The sequence below is a fragment of the Limnothrix sp. PR1529 genome, from assembly GCF_002742025.1.
In the GTDB taxonomy this organism is placed as follows: domain Bacteria; phylum Cyanobacteriota; class Cyanobacteriia; order CACIAM-69d; family CACIAM-69d; genus CACIAM-69d.
Window position 1 is genome coordinate 25,049 of sequence record NZ_LIRO01000119.1, and the last position, 18,179, is coordinate 43,227.

An 18,179-nucleotide genomic window follows, 5' to 3' on the forward strand; every position below is an offset into this window, starting at 1 on the left:
GTTCAATCACCTTCGCCCCTCAGTCGGTAAGCTGAAAAGTCCTGTCTCTTCCTGGCACCCAACCCATGAGTGATCGCCCTTCCGTTGCCATCCTAGCGCCCACGCCTCGCGGTCTGCGGTTGGCCCAACAAATCCAAGCGGGACTGCCCGGCTCCGTGATTTGGACGAAGGATGCGGCCCGGGGCAGTGCGGCGGCGGGTTCCCAGAATGCCCTTCGCACCTACGAAGACTTTCGGTCCCTGGTGGCCGATCGCTGGGCAGCGGGGCAACCGCTGATTTTTGTGTTGGCGGTGGGGGCCACGGTGCGGGCGATCGCCCCCCATTTGCAAGACAAACGCACCGATCCGGCCGTGGTGGTGGTTGATGAAACGGGTCACCATGTGATCAGCCTTTGTGGGGGACATTTGGGCGGGGCTGATGCCTTGACCCGGCAGGTGGCGGGACTGTTGGCGGTGGAGCCGGTGATTACCAGTGCCGCCGAAGGGCAGCAGCTCCCGGCGATCGATCTGTTGGGCGATCGCTACGGTTGGCGACGGGGCCAAGGGGATTGGCTGGGGGTGGCCAGCGCGATCGCCCGGTTCGAGACCGTGGGCGTGGTGCAAACCTGCGGCTGGAATCTGTGGATTGAGGAGTTACCGGAGTTTCACCCCTTTGTGCTCCTGTCGGAAGCGGACTTGGTGGATTTGGACGAGTTGCCCCCCAATTTGCGGGCGATCGTTTGGATTAGCGATCGCCCCTTGCCGCCCTTGCCCTTGCCCGCCGTGGCCTGGCATCCGCGTACCCTTTGGGTTGGCATTGGTTGCGAACGTCACACCCCCGAAGGTCAGATGGCAGCGGCCTTGTCCCAAGTATTGGAGCAAGCGGATTTAGCTCCGGAGGCGATCGCCGGGATTGGTTCGATCGACCTGAAACAGGATGAGGTGGGGTTGCTGGCTTTGGTCGATCGGCTCGATCTGGCCGCCCGTTGGTTCACCGCCGCCGCCCTGGCCCCGATCGCCGTGCCCAACCCTTCGGAGGTGGTGCGCTCAGAGGTGGGCACGCCCTCGGTGGCGGAAGCGGCGGCCCGGTTGGCGGCCGACGGAGCCGAACTGATCCGGGAAAAACAGGTGTTTCGGGCCCCCAACGGTGGCTCCGGCGCTTGCACGATCGCCCTGGCCCGGGCCGATCGGGAATATACCCCCCACCTGGGCAAGCTGTGGCTGATTGGTACGGGCCCCGGCTCCTTGGATCAGCTCACCCCCGCCGCCCGCGCCGCCCTCAGCCAGTGCGACGTAATCATTGGCTATCAACTCTACCTAGACCTGCTGCGCCCCCTGCTGCATCCGGGGCAAATCATTGAAGGTAGCCCCATTACCCGCGAAAAGCAGCGTGCTGAACGGGCGATCGACCTGGCGGAACGGGGGCTAAGGGTGGCTGTGGTTTCCTCTGGCGACTGTGGAATTTATGCCATGGCCGGGCTGGTGCTGGAATGTTTGGCGGCCCGCCATTGGGACGGCCAGACTCCACAGGTGGAAGTGTTGCCCGGCATCACAGCCCTGCAAGCGGCCGCCGCCCGCGTGGGTGCGCCCCTGATGCATGATTTTTGCGCCATTTCCCTGTCGGACTTGCTCACGCCCTGGCCCGTCATTGTGCAGCGGTTGCAGGCGGCGGCGGCCGGAGACTTTGTGGTGGCGTTGTATAACCCCCGATCGCAAACGCGCCAAACCCAAATTGAAACGGCCTTCGAGATTTTGCGAGCCAAGCGATCGCCCGAAACCCCCGTGGTTCTGGCTCGATCGCTCCACCGGCCCGACGAACAAATCACCATTGCCACCTTGGCTACGGTTGATTTACAGGCGATTGATATGCTCACCGTCGTCTTAATTGGCAACGCCAGCACCTTCACCCACAGCGGCAAGGTGATCACCCCCCGGGGCTATGCCGTGGCTAATGGGATCCTTGCCGCCACAGCCCCCGCCACCGATTGATGAGAAGTTGAATTGGGGTCTCATTCAAAATGCCCTAAATGACCCAAAATTAGCGATCTCCTTCATCATTGCTCCACAATTCCTTCGCTTTTCGACCAATCTTTGAAGGTTGAATAAAGTGGCAGGATGCAAAGAAAAACCTGGGAATGATCGAAAAAGGGCAATCGGCTCATTTTGGCGGAATTTTGAGCATATCGACCGCATTTTGCTGGTCAATCTGCTCCAGTCGCGACCAGCGTGTCAAAATTGACGCTTGGTCAGCTTTCTGAAAAAACACTTTTCGTCATTGTTTTAGGCCTTGGCAGCATTGGTGAAAACTTAAACTGACCAGAGTTGCGATCGCATGGAATAAAGTTCCATTCATGATTTGCTAATTAGGCGCAGCAAGTTATGCGGTAGCTTGACTTGTTGGTGGGTTTAAATGCGCAAAAAATTAATAGAATCAATATTTCTTGGGAATTTTTTCTAAATCATTCAATTGCTTTTGGGTGACTAATCTCTTGAGAATTATTCCCTGAGTGGGTCGAGCGATCGCTTGATCATGAGTGATTTTTGTAAACATGAAAAAAATCTAAAATTCCTTAAAGACAGATCTGGTAAACATCCAAGCAACCAGTGGATTAAAAATACCAATCATTCATATGTTAGCCGGCAAGTCCTAAACTGTTCTGAGGAGCGGTTTTAGTCTGCGAAAGACGCGAGAGAGCAGATCCGAAGCCAACACGATCATCAAGAAAAGTTAATAACCGTTTGAAATCAATTAAATTATTATTTAATAATTGAATATGTCCTCATGATCTCTGGGTTAACTCTCGCCATTTCTTCGGTAAATTTCCCGATTGCTGCTAGGCGACTGTTTGTAGACCACGACAACGTTTGAGCTTGCTCAACCTGTTCTCAAATCAGTTCAGTAGGAGGTGAATTTGGAGTATCAATTAATACATAACATTCACATCGGCTTTGGGTTCATCGCCATTGATTAGCAAAATCAAGCAATTTGGCGAGCAAAGTTGACCATCACTCAGGAATCTATCGCCCAGACGGAATCAGTTTTACAGCGGCAGAAATTCCCTGAAAACTGACTCAAGACCAAGATCAAACTACTGTGCCAATTTTGCGGGGCCTGTCGTAAAGCTTCAGGTCTTTGGGCAAAACTGGCGCAGCGGTTGCCATTGGGTTGAAGGTTGGTTTCATGACTGTCATTAAGGTTCGCAAGGGAGCATTAAGGATGATCGGGGTGGAATTGGGGGTGTGAGTCCAGGGCCAAGGAATTGGCCAGCGATCGATGAATGGGATCGATGAATGGTCTGAGGAATCGGTGATTGGTGAATGATTCTCGAATGATTATTTGAGGACGACGGGAGCGTCGTGATCAATTAGCCATGGGTCAAATGGGTCAATGGGTTGGATTGGGAGTGTCCATCGATGACTGAAGCAGCAACGGGATGGACAAAGGTGTCGCGGACACTGGCGACGGTGGTGCAGCGACGGGCTTCGGGGGTGTTGGTGCTGGAGCGGGGGCCGAGTCGCTGGCGCTTGATTTTTTTGCAGGGTCGCTTGTTGTGGGCGATCGATGAGCAGTTTCGGATTCGCCGTTGGCAACGGGCCCTGAAGCGATCGGGGGTGAATTTGCAGCCGGTTCCGCTGACGGAAACGGCACGGCCCCTATGGGAAGTGTGGTGGTTGGCGACGGCGCTGTTGGCGGGTCAAGTCACACCGGTCCAGTTGCACTCGGTGCTGGAGTCGGTGGCTCAGGAGGTGCTGTTTGCGGCGGCGAGCGATCCCACGGTGGTGTCTCACTGGGATAAGTATGTGCCCGCTTTGCCGGACACGCGGGCGGTGGCGCAACAGTTGCTCGGCAGTGAGGCCCTGTTGACGGTGATGCAGTTGGTGGTGAAGTTGCTGCAACGGTGGGAGTCGGTGGGGTTGTCGCCAGAGCAGGCCGATCGCGCGCCGCAGTTGGCCCAGTTGGATTGGTCCCCGTCCGCAACAACTCAAAATGACCGATCGACGTTTTTAACGTTGGCTCCGTTGCTGAATGGTCAACGATCGACCTGGGATGTCTCGCTGGTGATGAAACAGCCCATGTCGATCGTCGTGCATCTGCTGCATCACTTGGTAGAGCGTGGGGGCTTGGATTTTCTGCCCTTGGACGATCGCCCGGCGGACACGGTGCTGAATTTGCTGTTCACGCCGCAAGCAGCACCAGTTAAGCCCGCACAGTCCGCAGTGCCCCGGGACAGAGCCGCCACCGCTCCAGGGCGATCGGGTGGGCCGGCGGCGAACCAGACCCCAACACCCCAGCCCACTCCAGCAACCCAAGGCCCCAACTCTGAACAACCCTTGGTGATGTTGATTGACGATGATCCAATGGTGGGCAAGCTGCTGCGCCCCGTGGTGCATCGTTTGGGTTGTCGGTTTGTGCATATCACGGAGGCGACAAGGGCCTTGGCGGCGGCGATCGAGCAGCGACCAGATATGGTGTTGCTGGATTTGGTGATGCCGATTGTGAATGGCTATGAGCTTTGTACCCAGTTGCGACGGGTGAACCTGTTGGCCAATGTGCCGATCGCGATTGTCACCAGTAATCGCGGGGCGATCGACCGGGTGCGGGCCAAGCTGGTTGGGGCTTCGGTGTTTGTGCCCAAGCCTCTGCGCCTGGAAAAGGTGGCTGCGCTGCTTCAGCAATATTTGCCCGATCGATTGCAACCGCCACCCCAGGACAATCCCCAACGACCACAACCCTCGCCAACAACCGCAGGCACCCTCCCCACACCGCCGCGCAATGGTGGTGGCTGGCATCCGGCCCCCGCCGCTGGCATTCAACCCAACAACGCCGGCCCCCTGAATCGATACTTACTCGGTGAAGAAATGCTCAACAATCGCTATGAATTTGGAGTTTTGGCGAAACAATAGAGAAAGGATTGTATGGGGTTGCCACCTACGCCCGATCGGGATGTGGGAATTGTATGTGGGGACTGTGTGGGGATTGGGGTTTAAGTTCATCCGTTGAGACAGACGGATGCAACAGACGGATCGGTAAGCCATGAAAAATCAAGCCGATTGAGTCTCATTTGCACTGAATTGGGATTGAGGCTCAGCTTGAGGTTCATCAACAAAAAACCACAATTCTTGCAGGAAATTGACAATTTGAAAGCTGCGAGATCGATATCAAACAGGGGCGATCGGGGCAAGTTAAAACTACTGATCCAACCGATGTCCTAAGCAATGACCCAACCGATGATCAAGCCAATCCCAGCTACCAATCCCAGCTAATTGAATTGATCAACCAGTGATTAGGCATCAGTCCGGCAATGATCAGGGTGTGCGATTGGGGTTGCCATTGGGCCCGTGGGGCCTGGAATTGAGAGAAATAATCGGGTTCGGGACACTGAACCATGGATTGTTCATGGGCCGGGGCCTGCACCATGGCCGGGTTCCGGCCGAAGCGTCAGCCGAGGCGGGCCAGGACGGCCAATTAAAAATTGGGTTTTTGGATGTGGGAGAACGTGGGCGATGGACGCACAGCAGCAAACCGCATTGATTCAGCAGGCTTTGGATGCCAACCCCCAGGCGATCGCCCTGCTCATTCGCGATCGACTGGAACCGACCATTACCGTGAAGGCGGCCTTGAAGGAGGGATGTTTATATCTGCTGCTGGCCAGTGAGCAAGCTCCTTCGGCCCGCTTGGCCTTGGAAACCGTTGAGCCGGCGATCGAGGATTTGGCCGTGGCCGGATTGAACCGGGCCGTGATCCAATCGGTGAAAGTGGGCGGCCAAGCGCTGGATGAGCGATCGCCCAAATGGTGCTATCACATCGACTTGCCGCCCTTGCCCTATGGCCAAAGTGGCGATCAGGAAACAGACCCGATCGTCAACTTCTTGGAGTCCCAGGTGCAAAGCATGGCCAATGGCGTAGCGGCCTTGATCAGCGATTCGCCCTTGGCTGTCCTGTCGGACGTTGCTGGGCCGGAGTCCCAGAATGGTCATGGGGTTGCGGTGGCCCCACCGGAACCCGCGATCGATCCTGAACCCGCGATCGAGGTGGGAGAAGACACAACCGAAGATGTAACTGAGGACTGCAATCAGTCAGCGGTAACGGATCTTGACCGACCGGATTCAGACCCGATCGCCCCAGAGCCGATCGCCCCGGAAGTCAGCACGCCGGAAGTCATTACGCCGGAAGAAGTACCAACGCCACCGTTGCCCATTCCCACTGAAGCAGCCCAACTGCAAGCCACCCTGGCCGCCCTGACGGGTTTGGCCAGCACCCTGGAAAAAGCCGCCGCTTCCCTGGTCACGGCTGTGGGGTCGATCGCTCCATCGCCGTTGGCAGCTCCCGAGTTAAGTGCTGCGGAGTTAAGTGCTGCGGAGTCGATCGCGCCGGCCGTTGAACCGGTGGAAATCCTCGAATCACCACCCGAGCCGGAACCCATCACAGAACCAGAGCTGGCGATTGTTGAGTCACCGCCAGAGCCAGAGCCAGCACCAGAACTCGCATCAGAAACCGAGGAACCCGATTTCGCAGTGGATGAACAGGATTTAGGGGCGATCGATGTCCTGGATTCGTTGCCCTCAGAGGAAACCAGCGACCTAGAACCGGAGACCCTCAGCCTGGATCCGGATGCCTTGGCCCTCACCGAAGCCGAGTTAGCCGACTGGGCCGCGATCGAAGAAGAAGGGATGGCGGAACCCAACGCTGAGGCCGTGGCTCCAGAACCGGAACCGGAGATCGACTCCTTGCCTGAGCTGCCAACCTTGGTGGAACCGGCGATCGACTCAGAAGACCCGATTGATGAGTTCGCCAGCGATGCCGCGATTGATGAAATGATCGACGAAACGATCGATCAAGTCATCGATGAAGCGGCGGAACTGGTGGCCGAGTTGGCGGCTGATTCCGAGCTGCTGGATCCCTTGGCAGATGCGGCACAAGAAACGGCAGGTTTGCTGGAATCCCCTGATGCATTGGAGGATGATGGGGCGAGCCTGGACTTCGATCGAGAAACAGTGATCGACCCGATCGACCCCGCAGAGCCGCCCACGGAGCCAACGGAAATTTCCCCAACGCCAGAGCTAGAGCCAGAATCGGAGCCGATCGGGACAGTTTTGGCCGCGATCGCCTCAGACAGCGGTAAAACGATCGCTGAAAAAGTGACCGACGCAATCAGCAGTCTGGTGCAGTTGGTGGAACATCATCCCAACGCGGATGTGAACACGGCGTTGGCGGCGATCGCCCGGTTGAGTGCCTTGGCCAGTCCGCCCCCGGTGGCAGCGCCGGAACCACCCCCTTCAGATCGATCGCCCGAACCCTCCTCAGAACCTTTAGATCAAGGAGAGCAAGCCGCGATCGATTCAGCGAATCTGGAATTACCCGATCCAGAATTACCCAATCCAGAATTACTGGATTCGGCACTCGTTGATCCAGAAACTCAGGAACTAACTGATCCCGAACCGATCGATCAAGACCTCAATGATCTGCAATTGGATTTGACTGAATCAGATGAATTGAGTGACTCGACTGATTTGATTGATGCGCAGGACTCTGACCAGTTAATCACTCTAGATCAGCTACCGGAATCACCAGAAATTGCAGAACTCACTCAGGAAGAGGCTGACCCGATCGGGGAACTGAATGATGAATTAACCAGTGATGAACTTGACGATCAATGCAGTGATGAGTTGACTGGTGAACTAAATATTGAGTTAACAGGTGATGTGCTCAGTGATGAATTTGGCAATGAACTGAGTGATGAATTAACGAGCGATGAATTTGGTGATGAACTGAGTGATGAATTAACAAGCGATGAATTTGGTGATGAGCTGAGTGATGAATTAACGGGCGATGAATCAACAGGCGATGAATTTGGTGATGAACTGAGCGATGAATTAACAAGCGATGAGCTGAGTGATGAATCAACGGTCAATGAACTGAGTGACGAACTGAATGATGAATTAACGAGCGATGAATTTGGCGATGAACTGGATGATGAATTAAGCCAGCTTGATCAAGATTCAGCGGGTGAAGATCTAACCAATCCACCAGCCAGTGCAGACCCAGAAATCGCACAACCTGGCACGGCCGCAGCGGAACTGATTGCAGAACCCACAACCATCAGCCCTCGGGAAGCCCTCAGCACCATTGCGCAACTGACCCAACTGGCAGAACATCGCAGCGATTTGGATCTGAACGCCGCGATCGCCACGATCGCCCGTTTGGCTGGCTTTGCCCCCGAGCCGATCGCTCCCCCACCAGAACCACCTCCCGCAGCGGCGGCCTCCACTGAATCGACAGACCCGGAATCGGCAGTAATTTCTGAATCGGCCGCAATTGTTGACGAATTGGCAGAGAGTGCTGAATTAGCTGAATCAGCAGATGCTGAATCCGAATCGCTGGATTGGGTGGAACCCGAAGAGGCGATCGATTCCTCGGATCTCTCGGATCTATCCGATGATTTATCTGATTTGTCAGATCTGGCTGATCTATCGAATTTGGCCGATTTAGATTCAACGGCCGTTGAGGTAACTGACCCGATCGAGCCAGCTTCTCCCGAGGTGGTGGCCGATGATTTAGTCGATGAATTAGCGGAAGATGATCTAGCTGAATTAACTGATTTGGCTGAGGAAGTTGAGCCAGATGATTTATCAGACTTGACCGATTTATCAGACCCGATCGAGCCAAGCAATGTTGATGAAGATGATCTAGCTGAATTAACTGATTTGGCTGAAGAAGTTGTGTCAGATGATTTAGATGATCCAACCGATGATTTATCCGATGACCTAGCGGATTTCACCGAATCCCTAGAGCCGGTGAATTCAGAGCCGATCGAACCATTACCCGACCCGATCGAACCGGTGCAATCCCCGGAATCTTCCGTTGTTTCGGATGAGCGCAGCGGTTTGGTCAATTTGGTGGCACAGTTATTAGCCGAATCCAGCGATCCCCGATCGGCGCTGCTGGCCCTGGCGGAATCCTTGGGCGATGGCGCGTCGGCTGCCCCTCGCGAGCCGGAGCCTATCCCGATCGCCCCTGCGGAACCTGCTGAATCTGTCCCAGCGGCCGAGTTAGCGGCATCCACCGAGCCGATCGCAGCGGCTGCACCCACCGAGGTAGTTGAGGCCACCGAATCTCCTGCCTTGACGGAATCGACTGAAGCGGCCGACTCAGAAGCATTATCAGAAGCGTTACCAGCGTTGGCCGATGTTCTGGATTTGCCTGAGGAACCGGAACCCGATCCCGCCGTCCCCGCCGAGCCGTTACCGGAACTACTGGAACTGCCGGAGCTGCCGGAATTGGTGGAGTCGCTGCCGGAAGCCCCCGCCGTCATCGCCTTCGATACGGAACCCGATCTGGGGCCAGATTTGGGCCCAGATTTGGATCAAAACGATCAACCCTTGGGCTTTTTCGGAGATGACGACGATGAGCCTTCGGGGTTCTTTGGGGATGAAGGATTCGCGGCCCTGGTGGACATTGCTAACCAAGCCCTAGCCGCCGACACCGCCGCTGAAGTGCCTGCGGCTCCGGTGGCAGCGGTGGCTTTCGAGCCTGCGCCGGTTCGTGAATTGGTAGATGAATCGGTTCGTGAGCCGGAACCGCCCTTGCCGGTGGTGGAGGCGGCCGAGCCAGCCCCGATCGCCTCGTCGGAGCCGGAACCCAGCGCCCCCCTGGATCCGCTCGCCCAATGGCTGCAACAGGGCGACGGATCCGCCATTTTGAACCTGCCCACCAGGTCGGCCGGCAGCGCCCTGAGTACCGATGGCCAGCGTTTCCTGCGTTTTCACCTGGGCTTTGAGGATACGGCCCTGCTCCCGATCGATGAGGTGCGGGAAGTGCTGCGAATTGCGGCCACGGACATTCTGCCCGTGCCACATATGCCAGAATCGGTCTTAGGGGTGTACAACTGGCGCGGTGAAATCATTTGGACGATCGACCTTAACCAGTTGGTGGGTTTTCCGGCCATTGCGCCGGATTTGACGGCCACCTCATCCGCCATCGCCATTGTTCTGGAGTGTGATGGCCAGAATCTGGGGCTGGTCGTGCCCCAAATTGAAGATATCGAGTGGCACGATTCTCCAAATGTTCAGCCGCCCAGCGCGGGTTTGTTTCCCGATCGGCTCTTGCCCTTTGTTCAGGGCTACCTCAGCGAGGCCAGCAGTATGGTGTTGAACCCCAGCGCGATCGCCAGGGCCAGCGCCCAACAGGCCGGCTAGGACGCTTGGCCATCGGGATTGGGATTGGCCCTCGGGGCGATCGCGCCAATCCTGCCCCGCCATTGCTGGGAAATTTCCCAGCCCTGAGCCTGTTTTCCCAACTCACCTTTGCTCAAATCCGCTTCTGCTCCTTTGTAACTTTTGCAACCTTTGTAACTTTGTTTGATTGTTTGATGTTGCTTCATGTTTTTGGACATGGCTTGACGTTCCCTTGCTTGATGTTGCTTGGCTCCCCTTGCCCCGAGGGCCCCAGTGTGGCCGTGATTTCCACCGTGATGGGGAACTGCTGAATGGTTGCTGGTCTCTTGGCTGGCGGCCTGGCGGGCCCACTGGTAACGGCTCCCTGACTCTCTGTTTTTCCGATTGCTCTCTGGCCTAAATTCCTATGACTGCTTACTTTGATGCTTCGCGCACGGTTCGTGACGATCGCCCGGCCCGCAACGGCACTCCCCCCGTTGAACATAGCCCCGCTCCTGATTTGCGCCGTTTCCAAGATGCAGTCGATGCCCTGAAGGCGGAATTGGAACGATCGGGCCGGCCCGATCGATTCGTGATGGAAAAGATGGAGCAAATTGAGCAGTTTGCGGAGTCGATCGGCACGGCCCTGGTGACCACCGATGGGGAAGCGGCCAGCGGGAACCGCCTACCGGTGGATGGGATCGATCGCACCATCGAAGACAGCCAAAGTTTGGATGAACTGCTGCGGCGGCTTTGCCAAGAATTGCGGTTGCAACTGTCGGCCGATCGGGTGGCCATTTACCGGTTCAATTTCGACTGGACTGGGGAATTCATCACCGAATCCATGGCCCCCGGTTGGATGGCCCTGGTGGGGAACACCTTCCGCGACACCTACTTTGAAAGCACCCAAGGCAACCGCTACAACACCAAGGATGTTTACCAATGCGAGGACATCTATCGCGGTGGCCTCAGCGCTTGCCATGTGCAGCTCATTGAACGGTTCCAGGGACGAGCCTACATGATTGCGCCGGTTTTCCAGGGCGATCGACTGTGGGGGTTGCTGGCCATTTATCAAAACAGCGGCCCGCGCCCCTGGAGTCCCCTGGAAGCGGAACTGGTGAAATATGCCAGCGATCAGGTGAGCCGCAGCATTGCCCAGCTCAGCGCGATCGAGAAACTGCAAAAACAAGTGGCCCGCCAACGGGCGATCGCCACGATCGTGGACAAGATTCACCAATTCCTGGATCTGGCCACGATTATGCAAACCACCACCGACGAACTGCGGATTTTGTTGGAGTGCGATCGCGCCGCCGTCTATCGATTCAGCGACGATTGGAGCGGCGATTTCGTCTCGGAATCCGTGGGTCGGGGCTGGAAACCGCTGTTGGGCAAAACCTTCCGCGACAGCTATTTTGAGCGCACCAAAGGCGGCCGCTACATCAACGGCGAAACCCTGACCGTGGCGGACATCCAAACCCAAGACTACGATCCCTGCCACCTGAAACTGCTGGAACAGTTCCAATGCCGGGCTTACATCATCGCTCCCGTGATTGCCAGCGATAAGCTGTGGGGACTGCTGGCGGTCTATCAAAATGATCGGGTGCGCAGTTGGGAGCCGGAAGAAACCGACCTGGTGACCCAAATGGGCCAGCAAATGGGTGTGGCGGTGCAACAGGCGGAATATCTGAAGCAGCTTCAGGATCAAAAACTACAGCTTGAGCGCAATGTGCAGCAAGACCGCGCCCTGCTGACGGTGATGAACAAAATCCGCGAATCCCTGGATATTGACAGCCTCTTTGCCACCACCACCCAGGAAATTCGCCAAATTTTCCAGGCCGATCGCGCCTGCATCTTCCGGTTCGATCCGGACTGGAGCGGCGAGTTTGTGGCCGAAGCGGTCACCCCCGGTTGGCAACGACTGCTCGATCGCGATGGGGCTGGCCTGCGGGATGGCAACAACCGACGGGGCGGGCGCTCCCTGGCCCGCGTCGAAGACAGCTATTTGCAAGACAACCAGGGCGGTCGCTATCGCCAAGGCGAAACCCTGCTGGTCAACGACATTTACCAAGCCAACTTCAGCCGCTGCTATCTTGACCTGCTGGAGCAGTTCCAAGCCAAGGCCTACGCGATCGCCCCGATCTTCAAGGGCAATGACCTTTGGGGCCTGTTGGCGGTTTACCAAAACAGCAACTCCCGCCAGTGGGAAGAACTGGAAGGGCAGATTCTGTCTCGGTTGGGAACCCAACTGGGCTTGGCCCTGCAACAGGCCGAGTATGTGGAACAGCTCAAAACCCAAGCGGCCCAGCTCCAAAAATCTGCCGAACGGAATAAGGCCATTTCCGCGACGATCGACAAAATTCGTGCTTCCCTGGACATCCGCACCATCTTCCGCACCACCACCACGGAATTGCGCCAAATTCTGGAGGTCGATCGGGTCGGAATCTATCAATTCCAGCCTGACTGGAGCGGGCAATTCATGGCGGAATCCGTCGGCCCCGGTTGGTTGCGGCTGTTGGACTCTCCCGACAGCGATGGCAGTGTCCAAACGGAAATGAGCGATTGCGAAGCCATCAACAGCTTGACCCAAGCTCGCCCCGCCAACGCCGGCCGAGTGCGAGACACCTACCTTCAAGAAAACGAAGGGGGCCGCTATGCCCGAGGCGAAAGCTTTGTGGTTCCTGATATCTACAAAGCCGGGTTCACCCCCTGCTATTTGAGTGTGCTGGAACGGTTCCAAGCCCGCGCCTACGCCATTACCCCGATCTTTCAGGGCGATCGACTGTGGGGGCTGCTGGCGGTTTACCAAAACAGCGGCCCGCGTCAGTGGGAAACCTCAGAAGTGGAATTCGTGGCCCAGGTGGGGGCACAGTTGGGCATCGCCCTGAAGCAGGCGGAAACCCTGGCAGAATTGCAGCGGAAATCGGCCCAGGTGGAAGAGGCCGCCCAACGGGACAAGGCCGCCCGCGAAGCCCTGCAACAGAAGGCCCTGAACCTGCTGATGGCGGTGCGGCCGGCCCTGGAAGGGGATCTCACCGTGCGCGCGCCGATTACCGAAGACGAAGTGGGCACAATCGCCGATGCCTACAACAACACCCTGCAAAGCCTGCGACAGATTGTGGTGAAGCTGCAAGAAACGGCGGCCAAGGTGTCCAATACCTCCACCACCAGTTCCAGCGCCATTGGTGAGCTGTCTAACCAAGCCCAGCAACAATATCGGGCCCTGCTGGAGGCGGTGCAGCGGGTGCAAACCATGGCAGAAGCTAGCACGGACGTGACCCAAAACGCCCAGCAGGTGACCCAGGCGGTGCAACGAGCCACCAACACAATCCAGGAAGGCGACGCGGCCATGAACCGGACGGTGGATGCCATTCTGTCGATTCGGGACACGGTGGCGGAAACGGGGCGCAAGATTCGGTCCCTGAGCGAATCGTCCCAAAAGATCTCGAAGATCGTGAGCCTGATTGGCAACTTCACCACCCAAACCCAACTGTTGGCGCTGAATGCTGCCATTGAGGCAACGCGCGCCGGGGAATATGGTCGTGGCTTCACGGTGGTTGCCGATGAAGTGCGATCGCTCGCCCGCCAGTCGGCCGATGCCACCACGGAAATTGCGGCCCTGGTGGAAGAGATTCAGGCGGAAACCCAGGCGGTGGCCCAGGCCATGGAAGCGGGGATTCAGCAGGTGGTGGCGGGGACGAATCTGGTCAGCGATACCCGATCGAACCTGAGCGAAATTGTGGATGTGACGGCCCAAATTGGCCAGTTGGTGGAGGGCATTAACCAAGCCGCCGCCAGCCAAACCCAACAGGCCCAAGCGGTGGCCCACACGATGACGGAGGTGGCGACGATCGCCGATCGCACCTCTTCCAGTTCCGTGGCCCTGACCGCTTCCTTTGAGGATCTGTTGGCCATGTCCCAAGAGCTGCAAGCCAGTGTGGGCCGGTTCAAGGTCAACTAACGGCCGAGTGCCTTAGCCCCGATCGCCGGGGGGCGATCGCGCCGCTCCTGAGTTGCGCCTCGGTTGCGCCTCGGTTGCCCCCGATGCTCCCTGTTGCTGCTTTGCTTAACCCCCGTTCGTTTTTCCAACAGACCAAAACCAGGTCGTTTCCGGTAGCCCCCTATGCTCGATCCCGCCATCCGCGAGGAAGCCTACGGATACTTCCTCAGTGAGTCCCAAGACCTGCTGCGATCGATCGAGACGGATTTGTTGCAACTGCGCGACGATCCCTCGAAACAGCGGATCCATGCCCTGATGCGTGCCACCCATACCCTGAAGGGGGCTTCCGCCAATGTGGGGTTGGAAACCATCTCCACGATCGCCCACCACATGGAGGACGTGTTTCGGGCCCTGTTTGACCCGGAAGCGGAAGTGGAGGTGGAACTGGAGGGGCTGTTGTTTCAGCTCTATGAATGTTTGCGCTTGGCCCTGACCACCCAATGGGAACAGGGACGGGAGGCCGATCAAGAGGTGTTGGATCAGGCGATCGATGCCTTTGCCCGGATCCAAACCCTGTTGGGAGACTGCTTTGAGCGCGAACAAAAGTTGCCCACCTCCGCTGAACTGGGGTTTGACCTGGTGCAGTCGATTTTTGAAACGGGGGTGAAGGAACGGATCGATCAGTTGGCGACGCTGGTGGCGGCGGGGGATGGGCCGGCGGCCTTGGAAACGGTGGCCACCCAATCGGAGGTGTTTACGGGATTAGGGGAATCCTTGGGGCTGCCGGGGTTCCAGGCGATCGCGGAGGCGGCACTCCAGGCCGTGGCTCACCAGGGCGATCGGCCCTTGGTGGTGGCCCAGGCCGTATTAAGCAATTGGCAAGCGGCCCAAGAGGCGGTTTTGGCGGGCGATCGCACCCAAGGCGGCGAAGTGTCGGCGGAATTGGCGGCCCTGGCGGGTCAGGAGCCGGAACCGGGAGACCTGGGCGATTTGACCGATGGCACGTTGGATCTCAGCATGGATCTCAGTGATGAGATGCCGGCCGGGTGGTTGGATTTGACCGATGGCACGTTGGATCTGACCACGGATTCCCCGCCAGCTCCCACACCTGCCCCCCCGATCGCTGGGGGATCGCCTGCGGTTGCCGCACCTGCTCCAGCGCCCGTTGCCGCACCGGTTCCGGCCCCGCCCAATCCCCCGCCTGCCCCCTTGGTGACGGCGGAAACGGCCCCCCGTGGAACTCCGGAACCGGCCCGATCGGCGGAACCGCAACGGGTGGACAGCAAACCGCTCACCCCAACTCCCCTGATTCGGGTGGAGATCGATCGGCTGCAATCCCTGCAACACCTGGTGGGGGAGCTGTTGATTAATGAAAATCGTCAAAGTTTGCAGGATGAACAGTTGCGATCGGCCCTGGAACGGTTTCGCCAAGGCCTGCGCCAACACCGTCGCTTGCTGGCGGAAGCACGCGATCGACTGGAAAAGCGTCCCACCGATCGCCGATCGCTCAATGGTTCTCCCGCCGTCACCAGTGCCAACGATCTGATTTTGCAACAGTCGATCGATGCGGCCCTCGACAGTGCCGAGCGGCTAGATTCCACGGCGGAAGTGGTGGAACGCTATGCCCAACAAACGGCCACCACCCTCGACAAACAACGCCGATTATTGGGTCAGGTGCGCGACAGTTTGATGGATACCCGAATGCAACCGGCGGCGGCCGTGTTCGATCGTTTCGGGCCCCTGGTGCGGCAACTGTGCGCCCGCTATGGCAAAACGGTGCATTTGCGAGTGGTGGGGGAGCGGGTTGCCATTGACAAGGTGGCGATCGAGCAGCTTTATGATCCCCTGCTACATCTGGTGCGTAATGCCTTTGACCATGGCATTGAAGCGGTGGAAGAACGGCGCGATCGGGGCAAACCCGCCGAAGGGACGATCGAGCTGCGGGCCCAACAACAGGGCAACCATGTGTTGATTTGGGTGGCCGACGATGGCAAAGGCATCGACCCCCAACGGCTGCGACAGAAGGCGATCGAACGCGGTTGGCTCACGCCCGATCGGGCCCAAGCCACCTCAGACCAAGCCCTCTTGGATTTGCTATTTGAGCCGGGCTTTTCCACTGCCGATAAAGTCACCGATTTGTCTGGGCGTGGCGTGGGGTTGGATGTGGTGCGATCGCAAATGCGATCCCTCAAAGGCTCCGTCACCATCCAATCGAGTCCCGGGCGTGGCACGGCCTTCATTCTGCGCGTGCCCCTGAGTTTGATGACCGCTCGCCTGTTGGTTTGCCAGGCCGATCGCGCGGCCTATGCTCTGCCCTCAGAAAGCGTCCGCCAAATTCTGATTCCTCAACCGGAACAAACCCAAATGCTCGGGGGACAGCGGATTTTGCGGTGGCGAGCCAGCAGCGAAGATCCCGAAATCACCATTCCCATTCGCAAACTGGCGGAACTGATGCGCTACAGTTCCTTGGCTCCGGGCCTGTTGCGATCGGACATGGGCGCAATCACGCCATTTTTGAGCAATCGCCTCGCGCCCTTGCTGTTGATGGATGCCGGTGACACCCCCGTGGCGATCGAGGTGGATGGGGTTGTGGGTGAACAGGAACTGGTGTTGCGGCAACTGTCGGAAGCCCTGCCCGCCCCGCGCTACATCTATGGCTGCACCATTTTGGGCGATGGGCGCATGGTCTTGGCGATCGACGGTAACGAACTGTTGGCCCAAGTCGAGGCCGTGCCGATCGTTGCTGCCGCGCCTCCGGAGTTGCCCCAGCCCGCCGCCCCGCCAGCGATCGCGCCGGAATTGCCCGCTGAGTTGCCCAATGCCCCGATCGCGCCCCACAGTCCCGCCACCGCCCAAGGCAGCAAAACCTTGCTGGTGGTGGAAGATTCTGACACCGAGCGCCGCCTTTTGACCCTGACCCTGGAGCGCCAGGGCTATCGTGTGGTGCAAGCGGTTGATGGGTTGGAAGCCTTGACCCAGCTTCGGCAGCGCTCCGATATTGATCTTGTCATTTCTGATATCGAAATGCCGCGCATGACGGGCTTAGAGTTCTTAAACGCCCGCCGCCAGCATCCCAACGCCGCCCAAGTGCCCGTGATCCTGCTGACTTCCTGTAGCGGCACGCAATATAAACAGGTGGCCCTGAGTTTGGGGGCCGCAGACTATATGCTGAAGCCCCACGTTACGCCGGAGTTGGTGGCCAGCATTGAACGGTTAACGGGCGATCGAGCGGCGGCAGTGGTTTAGGCCTAAGGGTGACCTCAATCACCTCAATCATCCATGGAGCGATCGGGCAAAAACCAGTCAGCTCCTAGCTCCGGCGACTCTTGTTGGTGGCCAGCTTCAAGAAACTCTGGTAAGTGGTGGCGATCGCCTGGACGCGACGGGCCTGATCCGCATAGACACATTCCCACTGCGTGACGGCGCGACCTTCCCGGGAGCAAATGCCCAACAGGCCCGAAGCCCGGTTCGTGCCGTTGCGGATGTCCAACCGATCGTTGCTGTCTAAATAAAAGGAAGCCGTTCGGGCCCAAGCATAGGCCTCCAGCCCCGAGAGACCCCCCCGCCGAGCGATCGCCAAGGCCTGGGGAAACCAGCGGGAGTGAACCGGGCTGGCTTGGTTATACAGGTCGATCGCGTTGACCAAGGCTTGCAAATCTTCGTAGGGATCAATGCCAGCGGCATACAGATCCGTGAGGGCCGTGGGCAACCGCCCAGACAACCGCTCCACACAGGCGCGATCGGCCACGGCCAAGTTACCGCCACTGCGGCCCTGGTCACTGCAAGCCCCGTAGTTGGTGACCCGCTGCCCCCAAGACAAATTGCCCGGATCCGTGTGGCCGTAATAGTTCGGCGTGGGCTGCACAAACAAGCTGCCGTTTTGCACCATCAACCGATAGTTTCCTTCGGCCACTCCCACAGCCACCACACCCATGGAGGTGGGGCTTTGGAAAATTTGGGCATAAACCGGCAAATCTTTTTGCAAATTAAACGCCCGCTGGGGAGCCTGCTCCATCCAAAACATCGTTTGACCGTTGGGAGCCGGTCGGGTGGGTGGCGCAGTGGGCGGCTTGGCATTGCTGGGTTTCAGCGGAGCGGCCGGCGTGGGG

Annotated in this window: 7 protein-coding genes and 1 pseudogene; 5 read left to right on the top strand and 3 right to left on the bottom strand. The window is 58.0% G+C overall.

What is annotated here, in order from left to right; genetic code table 11:
• Positions 1-65 precede the first annotated feature (65 nt).
• The 3 genes from cobJ (at position 66) to AMR42_RS16725 (ending at position 10,175) form a co-directional block, all read left to right on the top strand.
• Positions 66-1,967, top strand: coding sequence for a precorrin-3B C(17)-methyltransferase (cobJ, locus tag AMR42_RS16715; RefSeq protein WP_099534790.1), 1,902 nt, complete (start codon positions 66-68; stop codon positions 1,965-1,967).
• A 1,425-nt stretch (positions 1,968-3,392) separates the two neighbouring features.
• A complete protein-coding gene (locus tag AMR42_RS16720; protein WP_099534791.1) occupies positions 3,393-4,883 on the top strand; it encodes a response regulator in 1,491 nt (496 codons plus the stop codon).
• Between the two features lie 600 nt (positions 4,884-5,483).
• Positions 5,484-10,175, top strand: a complete 4,692-nt coding sequence (locus AMR42_RS16725; RefSeq protein ID WP_099534792.1) for a chemotaxis protein CheW — start codon at positions 5,484-5,486, stop codon at positions 10,173-10,175.
• Here the strand turns inward: AMR42_RS16725 and AMR42_RS16730 are convergent.
• On the bottom strand, positions 10,172-10,372 hold the full coding sequence (locus AMR42_RS16730; protein WP_099534793.1) for a hypothetical protein: 201 nt from the start codon (positions 10,370-10,372) through the stop codon (positions 10,172-10,174). The genes AMR42_RS16725 and AMR42_RS16730 overlap by 4 nt on opposite strands.
• A gap of 188 nt (positions 10,373-10,560) precedes the next feature.
• On the opposite strand from AMR42_RS16730, the gene AMR42_RS16735 reads away from it, so the two are divergent.
• On the top strand, positions 10,561-14,091 hold the full coding sequence (locus AMR42_RS16735) for a GAF domain-containing protein (RefSeq protein WP_099534794.1): 3,531 nt from the start codon (positions 10,561-10,563) through the stop codon (positions 14,089-14,091).
• On the opposite strand, the gene AMR42_RS21420 is transcribed toward AMR42_RS16735, so the two are convergent.
• Positions 14,088-14,219: a hypothetical protein gene (locus tag AMR42_RS21420; protein ID WP_255407562.1), complete on the bottom strand. Its 132-nt coding sequence runs from the start codon at positions 14,217-14,219 to the stop codon at positions 14,088-14,090. The genes AMR42_RS16735 and AMR42_RS21420 overlap by 4 nt on opposite strands.
• 34 nt (positions 14,220-14,253) lie before the next feature.
• Here AMR42_RS21420 and AMR42_RS16740 point away from each other — a divergent pair, with 34 nt between their 5' ends.
• Positions 14,254-17,316, top strand: coding sequence for a hybrid sensor histidine kinase/response regulator (locus tag AMR42_RS16740; protein ID WP_099534795.1), 3,063 nt, complete (start codon positions 14,254-14,256; stop codon positions 17,314-17,316).
• Between the two features lie 64 nt (positions 17,317-17,380).
• Here the strand turns inward: AMR42_RS16740 and AMR42_RS20670 are convergent.
• Positions 17,381-18,179: pseudogene (locus tag AMR42_RS20670) on the bottom strand (hypothetical protein); the annotation flags it as partial.

Bases quoted from the DNA above. Each gene is read 5' to 3' on its own strand.
- cobJ (WP_099534790.1), top strand. From the start codon at position 66: ATGAGTGATCGCCCTTCCGTTGCCATCCTAGCGCCCACGCCTCGCGGT.
- AMR42_RS16720 (WP_099534791.1), top strand. From the start codon at position 3,393: ATGACTGAAGCAGCAACGGGATGGACAAAGGTGTCGCGGACACTGGCG.
- AMR42_RS16725 (WP_099534792.1), top strand. From the start codon at position 5,484: ATGGACGCACAGCAGCAAACCGCATTGATTCAGCAGGCTTTGGATGCC.
- AMR42_RS16730 (WP_099534793.1), bottom strand. From the start codon at position 10,372: ATGTCCAAAAACATGAAGCAACATCAAACAATCAAACAAAGTTACAAA.
- AMR42_RS16735 (WP_099534794.1), top strand. From the start codon at position 10,561: ATGACTGCTTACTTTGATGCTTCGCGCACGGTTCGTGACGATCGCCCG.
- AMR42_RS16740 (WP_099534795.1), top strand. From the start codon at position 14,254: ATGCTCGATCCCGCCATCCGCGAGGAAGCCTACGGATACTTCCTCAGT.